Here is a 16,879-nt window from a genome sequence, read left to right as displayed (position 1 = left end):
AGGCTAAAAAAAAGCCCCTGTCACTGATGAAGTGACAGGGGCTTTTTCATGGGCCGGATTCAGGCTTTGTCGCGAGCCAGCAGCGGCTTGAGGTAGAAACCGGTGTGAGACTGCTTCATCTCGGACACTTCTTCCGGTGTCCCGACCGCAATGATCTGTCCGCCCTTGGAGCCGCCTTCCGGCCCCAGGTCGACCAGCCAGTCGGCAGTCTTGATGACATCGAGGTTATGCTCGATCACCACCACCGTGTTGCCGTGGTCGCGCAAACGATGCAATACGTCGAGCAGTTGCTGAATATCCGCGAAGTGCAGGCCAGTGGTTGGCTCGTCGAGGATGTACAGCGTCTTGCCGGTATCTCGCTTGGACAGTTCCCGGGACAGCTTCACCCGCTGGGCTTCTCCGCCTGACAACGTGGTCGCCGATTGTCCCAGCTTGATGTACGACAGACCGACATCCATCAACGTCTGAAGCTTGCGCGCCAGCGCCGGAACCGCATCGAAGAACACCCGGGCTTCCTCGATGGTCATCTCGAGGGTTTCGTGGATGCTCTTGCCCTTGTACTTGATCTCAAGGGTTTCGCGGTTGTAGCGCTTGCTCTTGCAAACGTCGCACGGGACATAGATGTCCGGCAGGAAGTGCATCTCGACCTTGATCAGACCGTCGCCCTGACACGCCTCGCAACGTCCACCCTTCACGTTGAAGGAGAAGCGTCCCGGGCCATAACCGCGCGAACGGGACTCCGGCACACCGGCAAACAATTCGCGGATCGGCGTGAACAGACCGGTATAGGTCGCCGGGTTGGAGCGCGGCGTGCGCCCGATCGGGCTCTGGTCGATGTCGACCACCTTATCCAGGTGCTCCAGACCTTTGATGCTGTCGTGAGCAGCGGCCTCAAGCGTTGTTGCGCCGTTGAGTGCGGTAGCGCTCAAGGGGAACAGCGTGTTGTTGATCAGTGTCGACTTGCCCGAGCCGGACACGCCGGTCACACAGGTCAACAGACCAATCGGAATGTCCAGGTCGACATTGCGCAAGTTGTTGCCGCGAGCGCCCTTGAGGGACAGCGACAGCTTCTTGTTACGCAGTGTGCGCTTGGCCGGAACGGCGATCTTGACCCGGCCCGACAAATACTTGCCGGTCAAGGAGTCGGGGTGAGCCATGACCTCGGCCGGGGTGCCTTCGGCGACGATGTGCCCACCGTGGACGCCCGCGCCTGGACCAATATCGACGACATAGTCCGCCAGGCGAATGGCATCTTCATCGTGCTCGACCACGATCACCGTGTTGCCGATGTCGCGCAGGTGCTTGAGCGTTCCCAGCAATCGATCATTGTCTCGTTGGTGCAGACCGATGGACGGTTCGTCGAGGATGTACAGGACGCCCACAAGGCCAGCGCCAATCTGGCTGGCCAGGCGAATCCGCTGGGCTTCACCGCCAGACAACGTATCCGCGCTGCGATCCAGGGACAGATAATCCAGGCCAACGTTGACCAGAAATTGCAGGCGCTCGCGGATTTCCTTGAGAATCTTGTCGGCAATTTCGCCGCGACGGCCCGTGAGTTTCAGTACACCAAAGTATTCACAGGCGTCGCCAATCGGCAGATTCGTCACTGCTGGAAGCGTCTTCTCACCCACCCATACGTGTCGCGCTTCGCGACGCAGACGAGTCCCGCGGCAATCCGGGCAAGGCTGGGTGCTGAGGAACTTGGCCAGCTCTTCACGCACCGATGCTGACTCGGTTTCGCGGTAGCGGCGTTCCAGATTCGGCACGATGCCTTCGAACGGGTGCGAGCGTTTGACGATATCGCCACGGTCGTTCAGGTACTTGAAGTCGACGTTCTGCGAACCGCTGCCGTGCAGGATGGATTTCTGCTGATCGGCCGACAGATCGTTGAACGGCACCTCCAGGCTGAACTTGTAGTGCGAGGCCAGCGAGCCGAGCATCTGGAAGTAATAGACGTTACGCCTGTCCCAGCCGCGAATCGCCCCTTCGGCCAGCGTCAACTCGCCATTCACCAGTCGCTTGATGTCGAAGAACTGCTTCACGCCCAGGCCATCGCATGTCGGGCAGGCGCCGGCCGGGTTGTTGAAGGAGAACAGCTTGGGTTCCAGCTCGCTGATGGCATGACCGCAGATCGGGCAAGCGAAGCGCGCGGAGAAGATGATCTCTTCGCCAGGCTCGTCGTCCATTGGCGCAACCAGGGCAATGCCATCCGCCAGCTTCAAGGCGGTCTCGAACGACTCGGCCAGACGCTGTTGCAGATCGGCGCGAACCTTGAAGCGGTCGACCACGACATCGATCGAGTGCTTCTTCTGTTTGTCCAGCTTGGGCAGCTCGTCGAGTTCGCAAAGCCGTCCGTTGACTCGCGCGCGCACAAAACCCTGGGCGCGCAGTTCTTCGAAGACCGAAAGGTGTTCGCCTTTGCGCTCGCGAATCACCGGGGCCAGCAGCATGAGTTTGCTGCCCTCCGGTTGGGCGAGGACCAGGTCGACCATCTGACTGACGGTCTGCGCTTCCAGTGGAATGTCATGGTCCGGGCAGCGCGGAATACCCACGCGAGCGTAAAGCAGGCGCAGGTAGTCGTAGATTTCGGTGATGGTGCCGACCGTCGAACGCGGGTTGTGCGAGGTCGATTTCTGTTCGATGGAAATGGCTGGCGACAGACCTTCGATGGTGTCGACGTCAGGCTTTTCCATCATCGACAAAAACTGCCGGGCATAGGCCGACAGCGATTCGACGTAGCGGCGTTGGCCTTCGGCATACAGCGTGTCGAACGCCAGGGACGATTTGCCGGATCCGGACAGGCCGGTGATGACGATCAGTTTGTCCCGTGGCAGGGTCAGGTCGATGTTCTTCAGGTTGTGGGTTCGGGCCCCACGAATCAGGATCTTGTCCAAAGTGGCCTCGCTTGGCGGGCGTCGAAAACGTAGGAGTATACGGCCAAATACTGGATGGATGCACACTATCAAACGAGCGGGTTGATGTCTTACATGAAGAGTCTGTCAGCAGAGCGCGTCAAAGCGTCGCGATATACCCTGTCAATCGATGGGACTGGTAGAATCGCCGCCGGTTCACATGAGGTTTTTCCATGCACGATCCCCACAGCGAACGCATGAGTGGCAGTGAGACCCGCGCAGCAAGCGGTCTGGCCCTGGTGTTCGCCTTCCGTATGCTTGGCATGTTCATGGTGTTGCCGGTATTGGCGACCTATGGGATGGATCTGGCAGGCGCGACCCCGGCCCTCATCGGGCTGGCGATTGGCGCTTACGGCCTGACCCAGGCGATTTTCCAGATTCCTTTCGGCTTCATTTCCGATCGCATCGGACGACGTCCAGTGATTTACCTGGGCTTGATCGTCTTTGCCTTGGGCAGCGTGCTGGCGGCCAATGCCGATTCGATCTGGGGCGTGATCGCCGGACGAATCCTGCAAGGCGCCGGGGCGATTTCCGCCGCCGTGATGGCGCTGCTGTCAGACCTGACCCGGGAACAGCATCGGACCAAAGCCATGGCCATGATCGGCATGACGATTGGTCTGTCGTTTGCTGTCGCCATGGTTGTAGGACCGTTGCTGACCCGTGTGTTCGGCCTTTCCGGCCTGTTCCTCGCCACGGGTGGCATGGCCCTGTTCGGCATCGTGATCGTGATGTTCATGGTGCCGCGATCCACCGGGCCGTTGCAGCACCGCGAATCCGGCGTCGCGCGCCAGGCGCTGATACCGACGCTCAAGCATCCCGACCTGTTGCGTCTGGACCTGGGTATTTTTGTGTTGCACGCGATGTTGATGTCGAGCTTCGTTGCACTGCCTTTGGCGCTGGTCGAAAAAGCCGGGCTGCCTAAAGAGCAGCACTGGTGGGTCTACCTCACTGCTCTGTTGATCTCTTTCTTCGCCATGATCCCGTTCATCATCTACGGCGAGAAGAAACGCAAAATGAAACGAGTTTTATTGGGCGCGGTGCTGACGCTGATGCTCACTGAGCTATTCTTCTGGCAGTTCGGCGACAGCCTGCGAGCTCTGGTGATTGGTACGGTGGTGTTCTTCACCGCGTTCAATCTGCTGGAAGCTTCATTGCCATCGCTGATCAGCAAGGTTTCACCTGCAGGCGGCAAAGGCACGGCGATGGGGGTTTATTCCACCAGTCAGTTCCTCGGTTCGGCGTTGGGCGGGATCCTCGGCGGCTGGCTGTTCCAGCATGGCGGTCTGTCGGTTGTGTTCCTCGGATGCGCCGGCCTGGCTGCCCTCTGGCTGGCCTTTGCTGTTACCATGCGCGAACCACCTTATGTCACGAGCCTGCGCTTGCCGTTGTCGCCCGAGGCGATCCGCGAAGCGGGTCTGGTTGAGCGCTTGAAGGCCGTCGTAGGGGTAACAGATGCGGTGATCGTTGCTGATGAGGCGGCGATTTACATCAAATTGGACACAGAACTATTGGATCGCACGACCCTTGAGCGCCTGGTGAACAACCCGGCCGAGGCAGCGTGCGTAGCCTAGGAGAACGTTATGGCCCGTGGGGTTAACAAAGTCATATTGGTCGGCACTTGCGGCCAGGATCCCGAAGTTCGCTACTTGCCTAACGGTAATGCCGTGACCAACCTGAGTCTGGCGACGAGCGAACAGTGGACCGACAAGCAAACCGGTCAGAAGGTCGAGAAGACCGAATGGCACCGTGTTTCGATGTTCGGCAAAGTGGCCGAGATCGCCGGCGAATACCTGCGTAAAGGTTCGCAGGTATACATCGAAGGCAAACTGCAGACCCGCGAGTGGGAAAAAGACGGTATCAAGCGTTACACCACAGAAATCGTGGTCGACATGCAAGGCACCATGCAGCTGCTGGGCGGCCGTCCACAGCAGGGCGACCAACAAGGCGGGGGCAATAACTACCAGCAATCCGCTCCGGCCCCACGCCAGCAGGCTCCACGTCCGCAGCAGTCGGCACCGCAACAGTCGCGTCAGGCTCCGCCTCCACAGCAGGCAGCGCCGCAACCGGCTCCGGATTTCGACAGCTTTGATGACGATATTCCGTTCTAAAAAGCAGCGATCCAGTCAGTAAAAAAAAAGCGAAGCCATCTGGCTTCGCTTTTTTTGTGGGCGCCGTTAACGGGATAACGTCGTTACGTTGGTCCGTGCGGTATGCAGTTTTTTGTAGCTCTCGATCAAGCGCAAATGCCTGTCGAGCCCTTCCAGTTTCATGCTGGTCGGCGTCAAGCCATGGAACCGCACGGTGCCATCTACCGAGCCGATCGCTGCATCCATCCGCTCGTTGCCAAACATCCGGCGGAAGTTGGCTTCGTAGTCTTCCAGTTCCAGGTCTTCGTCCAGCTTCATCTCCAGCACGGCATTGATCGCCTGATAGAACAAGCCGCGCTCAACGGTGTTGTCGTTGTACTGCAGGAACTGTTCTACCGCCTCTTTCGCCTCTTCGAATTGCTGCAAGGCGAGATAAATCAGCAGCTTCAACTCCAGGATCGTCAGCTGACCCCAGGCGGTGTTGTCGTCAAATTCGATGCCGATCAAGGAGGTGATGTCGGTGTAGTCGTCCAGCTCACTTTCCACCAGGCGCTCAACCAGCGCCTGCAGCTCTTCTTCGTCCAGGCGATGCAGGTTCAGGATGTCGGCGCGGAAGAACAGCGCTTTGTTGGTGTTATCCCAGATCAGATCGTCCGCGGGATAGATTTCCGAATAGTCCGGTACCAGGATTCGGCACGCCGTCGCGCCGATATGCTCGTAGACGGCCATGTACGCTTCTTTGCCCATGCCTTTGAGAATGCCGAACAAGGTCGCGGCTTCCTCGGCATTCGAGTTTTCACCCTGGCCGGAGAAATCCCACTCCACGAATTCGTAATCCGACTTTGAGCTGAAGAAGCGCCACGACACCACGCCGCTGGAGTCGATAAAGTGCTCGACGAAGTTGTTCGGCTCGGTCACCGCATGACCTTCGAACGTTGGCTGCGGCAAATCGTTGAGGCCTTCGAAACTGCGGCCCTGAAGCAACTCGGTCAGGCTGCGTTCCAATGCCACTTCCAGGCTCGGGTGCGCGCCGAAGGAGGCGAACACACCGCCGGTACGCGGGTTCATCAGCGTGACGCACATCACCGGGAATTCACCGCCCAGAGACGCATCCTTCACTAACACCGGGAAACCTTGCTCTTCCAGCGCCTGAATGCCGGCCAGTATTCCCGGGTACTTCGCCAGCACGCTGGCCGGCACATCCGGCAGGGCGAATTCACCTTCGATGATTTCGCGTTTTACCGCGCGCTCGAAGATTTCCGACAGGCACTGCACCTGGGCTTCGGCCAGTGTATTGCCGGCACTCATGCCGTTGCTCAGGAAAAGGTTTTCAATCAGGTTGGACGGGAAATACACCACCTCGCCGTCCGACTGGCGCACGAATGGCAGCGAGCAGATGCCGCGCTCTTCATTGCCCGAGTTGGTGTCGATCAGATGGGAGCCACGCAGCTCACCGTCGCGGTTGTAAATCTTCAGGCAGTACTCGTCGAGGATTTCGGTCGGCAGTGCGTCTTTACGGCCAGGCTTGAACCAGCGTTCGTCCGGGTAGTGCACAAACGCTGCGTTGGCGATGTCCTCGCCCCAGAACTGGTCGTTGTAGAAGAAGTTGCAGTTGAGTCGCTCGATAAACTCGCCCAACGCCGACGCCAACGCGCCTTCCTTGGTTGCACCCTTGCCGTTGGTAAAGCACATCGGCGAGTGCGCGTCGCGGATATGCAGCGACCATACGTTGGGCACGATATTGCGCCACGAAGCGATTTCGATCTTCATGCCCAGGTCCGCCAGAATGGCCGACATGTTGGCGATGGTTTGCTCCAGCGGCAGATCCTTGCCGGCAATGTAAGTGCCCGCCTCGGAAGTTGAGTTAGAAGCAGGCATCAGCAACGCCTGGGCATCGGCGTCGAGGTTTTCCACTTCTTCGATCACAAACTCAGGCCCGGCCTGCACCACTTTTTTCACGGTGCAACGGTCGATGGAACGCAGGATGCCCTGGCGGTCCTTGTCGGAGATGTCCGCCGGCAACTCGACCTGGATCTTGAAAATCTGGTTGTAGCGGTTTTCCGGGTCAACAATATTGTTCTGCGACAGGCGGATGTTGTCCGTGGGGATATTGCGCGTGCTGCAATACAACTTCACAAAATACGCCGCGCACAACGCCGACGACGCCAGGAAGTAGTCGAACGGTCCCGGTGCCGAGCCATCGCCCTTGTAGCGGATAGGTTGGTCGGCCACCACCGTGAAGTCGTCGAACTTGGCTTCAAGTCGAAGGTTGTCGAGAAAGTTGACCTTGATTTCCATGGGGGATTACCAGAATAACGGCTAAACGAATGGCCGCCATTATCCGGCATTTCAGCCATAAGTCTTGTGGGCGTCTGACTATCTGTCCGTTCCCGGTCTTTTTTATGGGCGCAGGATGGATCAGTCGAGTATCAGATGCGGCAAGAACCGGCTTGAATCCTTGGTAATCAAACTATTGTCCTCGCGCACGCCGATGCCGGCCGCCTGATCCCCGATCACCCAGGAACCGATCAAGGTAAAGCTGTCACCAAACTGCGGCAGCGGAGCGAACTCCTGAAGGATAAACGGCGCGTCGGTGTAGGGGCCGTCCTCTTTTACGATCAGACCTTCGGCGGTTTGCAGTTCGATGTTGGCACCTTCCCGGGAGAAGAACGGTTTGCGCACCCAGCCCTTGGGCACCGCTCTGTTCGGCTCGGTATCCAGGTGCGCCGCCAGCAGGTTCGGGTGACCTTTGTTGAATTCCCACAGCAGCGGCAGGATGCCTTTGTTGGAAATGATGGATTTCCAGGCCGGCTCGAAAAACTGCGTGTCGCTCTGGGCGATGGCTGCGCCGAAGGGCTCGTGGAAGATGAACTCCCAGGCATGCAGCTTGAACAGATGCGGGATCCAGCGATCTTCGAGGTCGACGAAACGACCGTCGCTCGTCAGGCCGATGTCTTCGATGTCGATGTGGCGTGATTCGATGCCCACCTTTTCCGCGATCAGGCGCAAGTAATCGGTGGTGCCTTTGTCTTCGACCGAGTCTTTCATCGAGGCGAAATAGAAAGGCTGTTTGAGCTGCAGTTGGGCGAAAGCCTGATGCAGTTTGGTGTCGATGCTGTTGAACTGGTCGGCATGCTTGGGCAGCAAACCGCGCTCGATGCACTGTTCCAGCCAGCCCCATTGAAACGCTGCGGCCTCATACAGGCTGGTCGGCGTGTCGTAGTTGAGTTCCAGCAACTTCGCCGGGCCGTTGCCGTTGTAGGAAAAATCCATGCGCCCGTACAGATGCGGGTGGCCTTCGAGCCAAGAGGTGCGAATCAGGTCGAAGTACGGCGCGGGAATGCTCAGGCGCTCCAGCAGCTCCTCGCTTTGCACCACGCGGGCCACCAGGTCCATGCACATCTCGTGGATCTCGGTGGTCGGGTCTTCGAGATCGTTCTCGATTTGCTTGAGCGTGAACTGGTAATACGCGCTCTCGTCCCAGTAGGGTTCGTTGTCGATGGTATGGAACAGAAAGCCGAGACTCTCGGCCGTTTGTTTCCAGTCATGACGCTCTGCGCAGAGGATTCTCTTCATGGTCCGGTTCCTTAACTGCTCGACCCGCCGCCGCCCCAGCCGCTGCGTGCGCTGGCCTTGCTGCCAAAGCCACCACGGGAGGTGGACGAAGCAACGGAAACCGGCTTGCTGGTGGAGGAACGGACCGAGTCGGCGTAGTTGCTGCTGCCGTACCTGGCCTGATTGGACCTGGTAAACGTCGAGCCTTTGGAAATCCGCTGGTTGAGCGTTGAGGAACCGTAATTACCGCGATCATCGCGATAACGGTACACCGGCTCGGAGTAGTAGCTGTTGCGGTTGCTGCTCAGCATGTTGCCGATCAGCAGGCCGGTCAGCAGGCTGCTGGTGGAGAAACCCGAGCCACCCGTGTTCGCCGTTTCCGAGGCGGGTAATTGAGCCTTGGCCGCGTCGACCTGGTATTGCGTGACCTGGCCGTCGGCGGTCAGTTCGAAACCGCCCAGCTTGGGGATGAACTTGCCAGCGGAATCCTGCTGGCACCAGTCGGCGACAAAGTCGGCATCACAATCGGCCTGGTTGTCGTACACCGGCGCAATGCGGCGATGCTCGGCCATGGCGGTCATGTAGGCGTCGGAGCAGACATCCACCGGCAGTTTTTCGTCGGCGCACTGCTGCACGGACTGGAAGTTGTACTTCTTCTGCACCGCGTAGGTTTTTTCCGTCGGCCCGCAACCGGATATCGCCATGGCGACCGACGCGGCCAGCGAGAGCTGAACGTACTTGCTTCGTTTCATCGGGATCTCCGTTGCGCAATCAGTTCTGGGTAGGGGTCATGCAGGCGGCGTTGAGCATGCCGACGCTGATGGCCACTGCTGCGACGTAGATGCCGGCCGCGATTTCACCTTTCCTGATGCGTTCAGAGGTGCCTTTGAGCACCAGGCTGGTCACCAGGAATGCCAGCAATTGAACGAGGGCTGCAATCACCGCCCAGACAGCGAAGTCCAGAATGCTGATGGAGTAGGCAATCACGTTGCTGGCCGGAATGGCGAAGCCGATGATTGCACCGCCCAAGGCGATTGCCGCGGCCACGTTGCCCGAACGGATCAGCTCGAACTCCTTGTGCGGAGTGATACGGGTGTAGATGAACTGGAACAGGGCGAACAACACAGCGGCGCCGAGCAGGTAGGAAACAAACCCGAATACGGCGGCTTTGTTCAGCGAGATGGAGAGCGCTTCTAGCATGGACTTGTTCCTTTTTAGAACGTGTTCAGGTCGGTTGTGTACAGCGAGATGCCCAAGGATGTGCTCAAGCTGATGGTGCCTTCAGCGTCTTCTTCAACGGAAAACAGCAGGAATTCCCGGCGATCGGTCAGGCCGGTTTCGCGGGCGTACAACATCGAACGGTGTTCGATGCTGTAGGACTCGTCCGGGTTTTTCAGTTGTTCGCTCAGTGCCACCAGCTCTGTCTGGCCATTCTCGGTGCCCCATTCGCGGGTGTATTCCACGCCGTTGTGGGTGTAGGTCGGCAGCCCGATCAGGCTTTGCGGGCCGGCCAGCCGACGCAGCTCCGCTTCACTGCTGATGGTGATGTAGCTGAGGTAATTGAACAGGATCACCGACTCGACCTGCCCGGCGATGTCGCCGGTGGTGTGCACCTGCAGCCAGTAGTCTTCGTCGTTCATGTAATAGCGCGACAGCCAGGTCGACTGCCCGAGGTCGATGGTGCCGTTGCTCCAGATCTGCTGGGAGCCCGGGATGGTCACCGTGGTGTTGCCGTCGAGCAACAATCTCAGGGACGTGTCGAACATCACGCCCTTGCCCAAGGCCAGTCCCAACGGGCCGTTGGCGGGTGACGCGGTTTCGCTGGCCGTCCATTTCGAATCGGTATTCGCGTTCGGGGCCTCAAGCCCCATCAATTGTTTAAACCATCCCATTGGAGATTTCCTTGAGGCGAGTGGAGGCGATTTCACTGTCATTGAAGTGGGCGAGGGCGTGCCCGAACGGGCTCAGTGGATTGACCGCCAGCACGGAGGCCGGAGTCAGATCGTCTGATGGGTTTTGCACCAGGCCTGTCCAGACGAATCGGTGGAAGAGGGACGAGGCGTGCAGGCGCAATAAAAGGAATATCGACATTTTGTCCCTGACTCCGTGGGTACTGATTCCTGGCGACGTTATCGCCTCGGCGTCTGAAAGCCTGATAGCGGTTAACGGGCCGCATTAAACCTGCTGCGCGGCGCAGAGAAAAGTACCTTGGCAGCGATAAATCCTGCTAATGCACCAAAGAGGTGACCTTCGAAGGAAACCCCCTGGCGAGGCAGGAAGCCAAAAATCAAACCGCCATAGAGCAGCGCTACGACGCTGGCCGTAATCAGGTTGCCCCAGCTTCTCTGGAACCAGGCACGCGCCAGAAGGTAAGCCCACAGCCCGAACACCCAGCCACTGGCGCCGATGTGCACGCCTTTGAAACCGAACAGCCAGACCAGCGAGCCGCCCAGCACAATGATGATGGCGCTGACCGCCAGAAACCGGTTGAGCCCTTCGATAATGACCAGCGTGCCCAGAATCAAAAACGGAATCAGGTTGGCGCTCAGGTGCGCAAATGAGGCGTGGAGAAAAGGCGAGGTGAGGATGCCGGGCAGCCCGAAGAGCGTTCTCGGGACCAGGCCAAATGACAAAAGGCTGTAGCCGGTCATGGCGTTGAGCGCCTGCAGCGCGACCATGAAAATTGCCACGCCGGCGATTGTCTTGAAACCCTTCAGGGCATCCATCCTTGACCTCGACGTAAAAAAGAAGGGCAATGAATCAGCACCGATCCATGTGGGAGCGAGCTTGCTCGCGATGGCGATGTGTCTGTCAGCATTAATGTCGACTGGCAAACCGCAATCGCGAGCAAGCTCGCTCCCACAGGTTATGCGTCCGGCAAAGTTACTCGGCCGACTTCTGCTTCAGGCGTTCCAGGATCGCATTGGCGCTGCCCGAATCCGGTGTGATGCCGGCTTCGCGCAATTTGCGCTCCAGGTCAGTACCGGTCGACGCATCCGCCAGTTCGTCCTGAGCTTGCAGTTCAGCGGCACGTTGCTGCTGCTTGGCTTGCAGGCGGTTCAGTGTACCGACGGCGGTTTCCAGCTTGCCGTTGGCGCCGCCACTGGCGATGGACGCACTGACCTGAGCCTTTTGTACGCTTTCACGCGCCTTGGCCATGTCTACTTGTTGGCGCAGGCTTTTGATGCGGTTTTCGGCCTTGGTGATGTCTTTGCGCATGTTGTCCGCGTAACCACCGAACTCGGTGGCTTGCTTTTGCTCGACGTCCAGCTCGTTGGTCAAAGTCGAAATGGCTTCAGCCACTTCCATTGCCAGGTCTTCACGGTTGGCCTGGATGGCGGCCAGCGCCTTGGATTCCAGGTCCTTGATCTTGGCGTTGTATTCGCTCACGCGATCAGCCGACAGTTTGTGCTTGGCCATGATGGTGACCAGCTCACGCTTGGCGTTGGCCAGGGCGCTGTCAGCATCACGAATTTCCTGGTCGAGGATACGCAGGGCCTGTTGGTCGACGATCGATTCGCCGACTTCATTGGCACCGCCGCGCAGCGCGGTAAACAATTTGCTCCAGATGGACTGAGTCATTGGATAATCCCTATTCCTGAAAAATTAATGGAAGAAACGTTCAAAGGCTTCGCTGGCGCGTTGCACATTGTCGACCAGGGTTTTGAACTCGGTCACGACGTTGGTCAGGCTGGAATCGGAGCTCAGAGCGCCGAACATGTTGTAGACGATCTGGCCGTTCGGCATCGACTCGATACCGATCGAGGACAGCGGGAACAGTTCGCGACTGCGCAGTACGGCATCGTTGAAAGCCGGCACATCCTTGATCGACTCGACGTCTACCAGAACCGTGTCGACGATGATCTGCTCGCCCACCACCGCGATGTAAATCGGCAGGCCACCGAAATCGTTCATTTCCAGCTTGATGCTGGACTCGGAGCCTTGAACCAGAGAAAGCGTGATGTCGTTAGAAACCACTTCGTCCAGTGCCTGAAGGGCGCTGAACAGACGATCGATGTTCCAGTTAGTACCTGCGCTCATGTAATTCTCCGACATGAATGAGCCAGCCAGAATCGGTTGGCGTAGCTGTTTCTCCATCTGCTTGAGCAGGCTTCGGTTTTCGGGAAGCACCCAAGTCTCGTGTTTCACATAACCGGCGCCAGCCAGGCCCGCGCGCATCTGCTTCATATAAAAGCTCGATGGTTTTTTCGCGGACGGTTTCGAGCGCTCTTCCTTCTGGCTCGCTGAATCGGTTACAGGCACGGCAGGCGGACCTGATGGAGAGCGACTTTTCATACTGGTGACTCCGTTGTGAAAATCTCACGCGTGAGAAACACTACAGGCAAATTACGCCGCTCTCAATAGCTCACGCGTGAGATTTTTTGTCTCACTTTTTTCCGTGCAAAAAAACACCCGCGGCGCTTGAGCGCGGCGGGTTCATTTCTGAATTCGCTCAATCAGTTGAAGCGTTAGTGGCTGGCCGCCAGGAATTCGTCGGTGGAAATCACGCTGGCGTAAGCGAATCCGAGGGCCGACATGAACGCGGCGTGAACCTGGGCGGCAGGTACGTTAATGCCGTTGAATTCCAGGTCACGTGAGGCACAGGCATCATGGATCACGGTGACGGTGTAGCCGAAATCGGCAGCGGCGCGGGTAATGCCGTCGACGCACATGTGGCTCATGCTGCCAACGATCACCAATTCCTTGATGCCTTGTTCGTCGAGAATTGATTTGAGCTCGGTTTCGCGGAACGAGTTGACGAAGTGCTTGAGCACCACCGGCTCATCGGCGCGGTTGAGAATCTTGGGATGCAGCTTCGCGCCTTCGGAGCCCGGGGTAAAAAATGGCGCCTCGCTGGAGGTGAACTCGTGGCGGATGTACACCACCGAATCACCGGCTTCGCGAAAGGCTTTGAGCAAGCGGACGGCGTTGTCCGCTGCGGCGTCGACACCGACCAGCGGCCACTTGCCTTGGGGGAAGTAGTCGTTTTGGATATCGACTAGGATGAGTGCTTGCTTGGCCATGACTGTTTCCTCGGCGTGTACGTTGGTGTGGAATGGAGTATCGGGGCTGGCAGGCCGTCCCGGGATTGGCCGCACCGACAATAGAAGGGGTAAAACTGACAATGGATGCACAAAGGGCAATCGTCGAACTGGGCGTGTTGATGTACCCCGGTGCGCAGATGGCGGCGGTGCATGGGCTGACAGATTTGTTCGGGGTGGCGAACCGGATTGCCGCCGAGCATCAGACGGCGCAGTTGCCACTGCTGCGGGTCAGCCATTGGCAGGTCGAGGGCGATCAGTCGCCCGCGCGGGTTTACGACAGCCATCCGGGGCCCGACAACGCCTTGGTGGCAGTGTTGATTCCGCCGTCGATTGGCGGATTTTCCAAAGGCCAGGTATCGCAGGCGCTGATCCACTGGCTTCGTCAGCAACATGCTGGCGGGGCAACCCTGGGCGGCGTGTGTGTAGGCTCGATCCTGCTGGCCGAAAGCGGCCTGCTCGATGGTCGCAGTGCGACCACTCATTGGACCTCGGCCAAGTCTTTCGCCGAACGTTACCCGGCGATCAAACTCAAGGCCGACACCCCCATCGTCGACGACGGCGACCTGATCACCACCGCCGGGTTGATGGCCTGGTCGGAGCTGGGTCTGCGTCTGGTTGACCGACTGCTCGGTCCAAGCATCGCCACCGGCACTGCGCGTTTTCTGGTGGTGGAACACAGCGACAGCGCCAGTGAATGTGGCAGCAATTTTTCACCGATCCTGAGCCATGGCGATGCCTCGATTCTCAAGGTTCAGCATTGGCTGCAAAGCACCGGGGCTACCGATGTTTCGCTGACGGCGATGGCGGAACGGGCGGGGCTGGAGGAGCGCACCTTCCTTCGGCGCTTCCGTTCGGCGACCGGGCTCAAACCCACCGAATACTGCCAGCACCTGCGGGTGGGCAAGGCGCGGGAGATGCTTGAGTTCAGCAACGGCACCATCGATCACATTGCCTGGACGGTGGGGTACCAGGACCCCGGTGCGTTTCGCGCGACCTTCAAGAAAATTACCGGGCTGGCGCCGAGCGATTACCGGGCTCGATTTGGGGTTACGCCCACGGCCGCAGCCCGGTAGGCGCAACACCCAAAATCCCCCAAATCTAATGTGGGAGCGAGCCTGCTCGCGATGGCGGACTGTCTCTGACATTGATGCAGACTGACACGCCGCCATCGCGAGCAGGCTCACTCCCACAGGGCTCTGCGCAAGCCCTTGATCGTGCAAAATGCCGGAGTCGCCCATCGGTGTCGTGCAGAATCAGGCAGGCGTCGTGCCATTACCTCTTTCGCAACTGACTGATTTCAAGGTCGTTTCTATCAAGCCCCCCTTGGCCTGATCTCTGCACCCTTCAAACTACATTCATCGAACGCAGATTGAAGGGGGGCGCATGACCCCAACAAACCGCAAGAAGCTGGTGGTGGCCCATTCAGTCCGCCCCGAAGCGCCCCAGCATGAAGTCGAGACCAATCGCGCCCTGGCCCGCTGGCTGGCGCAAATCCTGGGGCTCAAGTACGGCGGCAGCTACGATCCAGAGCTTCATAAAGGTCAAGACCTTTACCTGTTGCCAACCCAGACCCTGGTGGGCGTTGCGGTCGCCCGGCAACTGGGCGTCAAGGGGCCGGAGGATTTGTGGGGCGGTTACGTCGACCATGATTTCATCTGCACCAAAGCCATCAGCCACGGCCTGCTCAACAAGAATGCCCACGCCCCGCAAGGCTGGTCATCGCAGTTTTGCGAGCGCGTACGCAGCGTGGTGCTCGATGGGCTGAGCGTGTTTGCCCTCGACGACGCACGCCCGGCGGCAGAGCATTTGCTCGACAGCGGCCCCATCCGCGTCAAGCCGGTTCATGCCTGCGCCGGACGTGGACAGGAAGTGATCAAAAGCCTCGACCAGTTCAATGCCGTGCTGGCTCGTCCCGCTGCCGATGAGCTGTTCAGCCAGGGCGTGGTGCTTGAGCAGGACCTCGACAACGTGGTCACCCACAGCGTCGGCCAGAGTTTTATCGGCGACAAGGTGCTGACTTATTGCGGTGATCAATACTTGACCGAAGACGGTCAGGGCGAGCAGGTTTATGGAGGGTCCAACCTGCTGGTGGTTCAAGGCGATTACGACGATCTGCTGGCGCTGCCTCTACCAGAGGATGTACGACTGGCTATCCGGCAGGCCCAAGTGTTTGACCGCGCCGCGAACGAAGCCTATCCCGGTTTCTTTGCTTCGCGGCGCAATTACGACATTGCCCAAGGCCAGGACAATGCCGGCAAACAACGCAGTGGCGTGCTGGAACAATCCTGGCGCATGGGCGGTGCCAGCAGCGCTGAAGTGGCCGCGCTGCAAAGCTTCATCAACGACCCGGGGATGCGGGCGATCCACGTCTCTTCGGTGGAAACCTACATCGATCAACCGCTGCCGGCGGACGCCATCGAGGTGTACCGCGGCCCTGCGGAAAACACTGACTTTCTTCTCAAGTACGTGACGGTTAAATCCTATGACGGCTAGAAGTGAAACCATTCAGATCGACATCGACGATGAACAAATGAGCGGGACGTTTCTGAGCCCCAAATCGAAAGTCCCCGGTGTGTTGTTCGTCCATGGTTGGGGCGGCAGTCAGGAGCGGGACCTGGAGCGGGCCAAAGGCATCGCCGGTCTGGGTTGCGTATGCCTGACGTTCGACCTGCGCGGTCACACGGGCGGCACCGGCATTGCGCTGTCCCGGGTGACGCGTGAAGACAACCTGCGAGACCTGCTGGCGGCGTACGATCGCCTACTCGCCCATCCGGCGCTCGACACGTCCGCTATCGCGGTGGTTGGCACCAGTTATGGCGGTTACCTGGCGTCGATCCTGACCTCGCTGCGACCGGTGCGCTGGCTGGCGCTGCGGGTACCGGCGCTGTATCGCGACGATCACTGGCACACGCCCAAACGTGATCTGGACAAGGCTGACTTGCGCGATTACCGCAACACGCTGGTGCGCGCCGACAGCAACCGCGCGCTGCACGCCTGCTCGCAATTCACCGGCGATGTGCTGCTGGTCGAATCGGAGACGGACGACTATGTGCCTCACGCAACCATCATGAGCTACCGCGCCGCGTGTCAGCAGACGCATTCGCTGACCCACCGAATCATCGATGGCGCGGATCACGCGTTGAGCGAACCGGTGTCGCAGCAGGCGTACACCTCGATCCTGGTGGACTGGATTACCGAGATGGTGGTGGGTGAGCGGTTGAGCATCATTCAGTCCAGTTGAGATTTGCAGTGCTTGTGAGTACGCCATCGCGGGCAAGCC

Annotated in this window: 15 protein-coding genes and 1 pseudogene; 5 read left to right on the top strand and 11 right to left on the bottom strand. The window is 59.0% G+C overall.

The window, feature by feature from the left end; all coding sequences use genetic code 11:
- Positions 1–59: 59 nt before the first annotated feature.
- The gene (gene uvrA / locus HNR03_RS23725; RefSeq protein ID WP_259156198.1) at positions 60–2,894 is read right to left on the bottom strand and encodes an excinuclease ABC subunit UvrA; all 2,835 of its coding nucleotides are present in this window, start codon (positions 2,892–2,894) and stop codon (positions 60–62) included.
- 191 nt (positions 2,895–3,085) lie between these two features.
- Here uvrA and HNR03_RS23720 point away from each other — a divergent pair, with 191 nt between their 5' ends.
- Both HNR03_RS23720 and HNR03_RS23715 read left to right on the top strand, forming a co-directional pair.
- Positions 3,086–4,483 (top strand): MFS transporter, encoded by a 1,398-nt coding sequence (locus HNR03_RS23720; RefSeq protein WP_259156197.1) that lies wholly within the window; start codon positions 3,086–3,088, stop codon positions 4,481–4,483.
- Between the two features lie 9 nt (positions 4,484–4,492).
- Positions 4,493–5,020, top strand: coding sequence for a single-stranded DNA-binding protein (locus tag HNR03_RS23715; RefSeq protein ID WP_010467282.1), 528 nt, complete (start codon positions 4,493–4,495; stop codon positions 5,018–5,020).
- A 66-nt stretch (positions 5,021–5,086) separates the two neighbouring features.
- Here HNR03_RS23715 and HNR03_RS23710 read toward each other — a convergent pair whose 3' ends face one another.
- The 10 genes and pseudogenes from HNR03_RS23710 to HNR03_RS23665 form a co-directional block, all read right to left on the bottom strand.
- A complete protein-coding gene (locus HNR03_RS23710) occupies positions 5,087–7,297 on the bottom strand; it encodes an OsmC domain/YcaO domain-containing protein (RefSeq protein WP_259156196.1) in 2,211 nt (736 codons plus the stop codon).
- 120 nt (positions 7,298–7,417) lie between these two features.
- Complete coding sequence (locus HNR03_RS23705; protein WP_259156195.1) at positions 7,418–8,575, bottom strand: glutathionylspermidine synthase family protein; 1,158 nt, start codon at positions 8,573–8,575, stop codon at positions 7,418–7,420.
- Between the two features lie 11 nt (positions 8,576–8,586).
- Positions 8,587–9,306, bottom strand: coding sequence for a DUF1190 domain-containing protein (locus HNR03_RS23700; RefSeq protein WP_259156194.1), 720 nt, complete (start codon positions 9,304–9,306; stop codon positions 8,587–8,589).
- A 19-nt stretch (positions 9,307–9,325) separates the two neighbouring features.
- A complete protein-coding gene (locus tag HNR03_RS23695) occupies positions 9,326–9,754 on the bottom strand; it encodes a DUF350 domain-containing protein (protein WP_259156193.1) in 429 nt (142 codons plus the stop codon).
- A gap of 14 nt (positions 9,755–9,768) precedes the next feature.
- Positions 9,769–10,446: a DUF2491 family protein gene (locus HNR03_RS23690; protein ID WP_222588663.1), complete on the bottom strand. Its 678-nt coding sequence runs from the start codon at positions 10,444–10,446 to the stop codon at positions 9,769–9,771.
- Between the two features lie 22 nt (positions 10,447–10,468).
- Positions 10,469–10,579 (bottom strand): annotated as a pseudogene (locus HNR03_RS23685) (potassium channel protein); the annotation flags it as partial.
- A gap of 137 nt (positions 10,580–10,716) precedes the next feature.
- The gene (locus HNR03_RS23680) at positions 10,717–11,280 is read right to left on the bottom strand and encodes a rhomboid family intramembrane serine protease (protein ID WP_259156192.1); all 564 of its coding nucleotides are present in this window, start codon (positions 11,278–11,280) and stop codon (positions 10,717–10,719) included.
- 157 nt (positions 11,281–11,437) lie between these two features.
- Positions 11,438–12,136: a PspA/IM30 family protein gene (locus HNR03_RS23675; protein ID WP_208671235.1), complete on the bottom strand. Its 699-nt coding sequence runs from the start codon at positions 12,134–12,136 to the stop codon at positions 11,438–11,440.
- A 24-nt stretch (positions 12,137–12,160) separates the two neighbouring features.
- Complete coding sequence (locus HNR03_RS23670; RefSeq protein ID WP_259156191.1) at positions 12,161–12,742, bottom strand: YjfI family protein; 582 nt, start codon at positions 12,740–12,742, stop codon at positions 12,161–12,163.
- A gap of 281 nt (positions 12,743–13,023) precedes the next feature.
- The gene (locus HNR03_RS23665; RefSeq protein WP_259156190.1) at positions 13,024–13,578 is read right to left on the bottom strand and encodes a cysteine hydrolase family protein; all 555 of its coding nucleotides are present in this window, start codon (positions 13,576–13,578) and stop codon (positions 13,024–13,026) included.
- Positions 13,579–13,679: 101 nt separating this feature from the next.
- Here HNR03_RS23665 and HNR03_RS23660 point away from each other — a divergent pair, with 101 nt between their 5' ends.
- From HNR03_RS23660 to HNR03_RS23650, 3 genes are all read left to right on the top strand, one after another.
- Positions 13,680–14,672, top strand: coding sequence for a GlxA family transcriptional regulator (locus HNR03_RS23660; protein ID WP_259156189.1), 993 nt, complete (start codon positions 13,680–13,682; stop codon positions 14,670–14,672).
- Positions 14,673–14,982: 310 nt separating this feature from the next.
- Complete coding sequence (locus HNR03_RS23655; RefSeq protein WP_259156188.1) at positions 14,983–16,092, top strand: DUF3182 family protein; 1,110 nt, start codon at positions 14,983–14,985, stop codon at positions 16,090–16,092.
- The gene (locus tag HNR03_RS23650) at positions 16,082–16,840 is read left to right on the top strand and encodes a S9 family peptidase (RefSeq protein ID WP_259156187.1); all 759 of its coding nucleotides are present in this window, start codon (positions 16,082–16,084) and stop codon (positions 16,838–16,840) included. Before HNR03_RS23655 ends, HNR03_RS23650 begins: the two co-directional genes overlap by 11 nt.
- The last annotated feature ends 39 nt before the right edge of the window (positions 16,841–16,879 follow it).

Source organism: Pseudomonas sp. JAI111 (assembly GCF_024809425.1).
Lineage (GTDB): Bacteria > Pseudomonadota > Gammaproteobacteria > Pseudomonadales > Pseudomonadaceae > Aquipseudomonas.
This window is presented reverse-complemented; position numbering and strand designations above follow the sequence as displayed.

What these genes read in the sequence shown, in the direction of transcription:
- HNR03_RS23705 (WP_259156195.1), bottom strand. Translation starts at nt 8,575, where the DNA reads ATGAAGAGAATCCTCTGCGCAGAGCGTCATGACTGGAAACAAACGGCC.
- HNR03_RS23710 (WP_259156196.1), bottom strand. Translation starts at nt 7,297, where the DNA reads ATGGAAATCAAGGTCAACTTTCTCGACAACCTTCGACTTGAAGCCAAG.
- HNR03_RS23655 (WP_259156188.1), top strand. Translation starts at nt 14,983, where the DNA reads ATGACCCCAACAAACCGCAAGAAGCTGGTGGTGGCCCATTCAGTCCGC.
- HNR03_RS23700 (WP_259156194.1), bottom strand. Translation starts at nt 9,306, where the DNA reads ATGAAACGAAGCAAGTACGTTCAGCTCTCGCTGGCCGCGTCGGTCGCC.
- HNR03_RS23650 (WP_259156187.1), top strand. Translation starts at nt 16,082, where the DNA reads ATGACGGCTAGAAGTGAAACCATTCAGATCGACATCGACGATGAACAA.
- HNR03_RS23680 (WP_259156192.1), bottom strand. Translation starts at nt 11,280, where the DNA reads ATGGATGCCCTGAAGGGTTTCAAGACAATCGCCGGCGTGGCAATTTTC.
- HNR03_RS23690 (WP_222588663.1), bottom strand. Translation starts at nt 10,446, where the DNA reads ATGGGATGGTTTAAACAATTGATGGGGCTTGAGGCCCCGAACGCGAAT.
- HNR03_RS23675 (WP_208671235.1), bottom strand. Translation starts at nt 12,136, where the DNA reads ATGACTCAGTCCATCTGGAGCAAATTGTTTACCGCGCTGCGCGGCGGT.
- HNR03_RS23695 (WP_259156193.1), bottom strand. Translation starts at nt 9,754, where the DNA reads ATGCTAGAAGCGCTCTCCATCTCGCTGAACAAAGCCGCCGTATTCGGG.
- HNR03_RS23660 (WP_259156189.1), top strand. Translation starts at nt 13,680, where the DNA reads ATGGATGCACAAAGGGCAATCGTCGAACTGGGCGTGTTGATGTACCCC.
- HNR03_RS23715 (WP_010467282.1), top strand. Translation starts at nt 4,493, where the DNA reads ATGGCCCGTGGGGTTAACAAAGTCATATTGGTCGGCACTTGCGGCCAG.
- HNR03_RS23720 (WP_259156197.1), top strand. Translation starts at nt 3,086, where the DNA reads ATGCACGATCCCCACAGCGAACGCATGAGTGGCAGTGAGACCCGCGCA.
- HNR03_RS23665 (WP_259156190.1), bottom strand. Translation starts at nt 13,578, where the DNA reads ATGGCCAAGCAAGCACTCATCCTAGTCGATATCCAAAACGACTACTTC.
- HNR03_RS23670 (WP_259156191.1), bottom strand. Translation starts at nt 12,742, where the DNA reads ATGAAGCAGATGCGCGCGGGCCTGGCTGGCGCCGGTTATGTGAAACAC.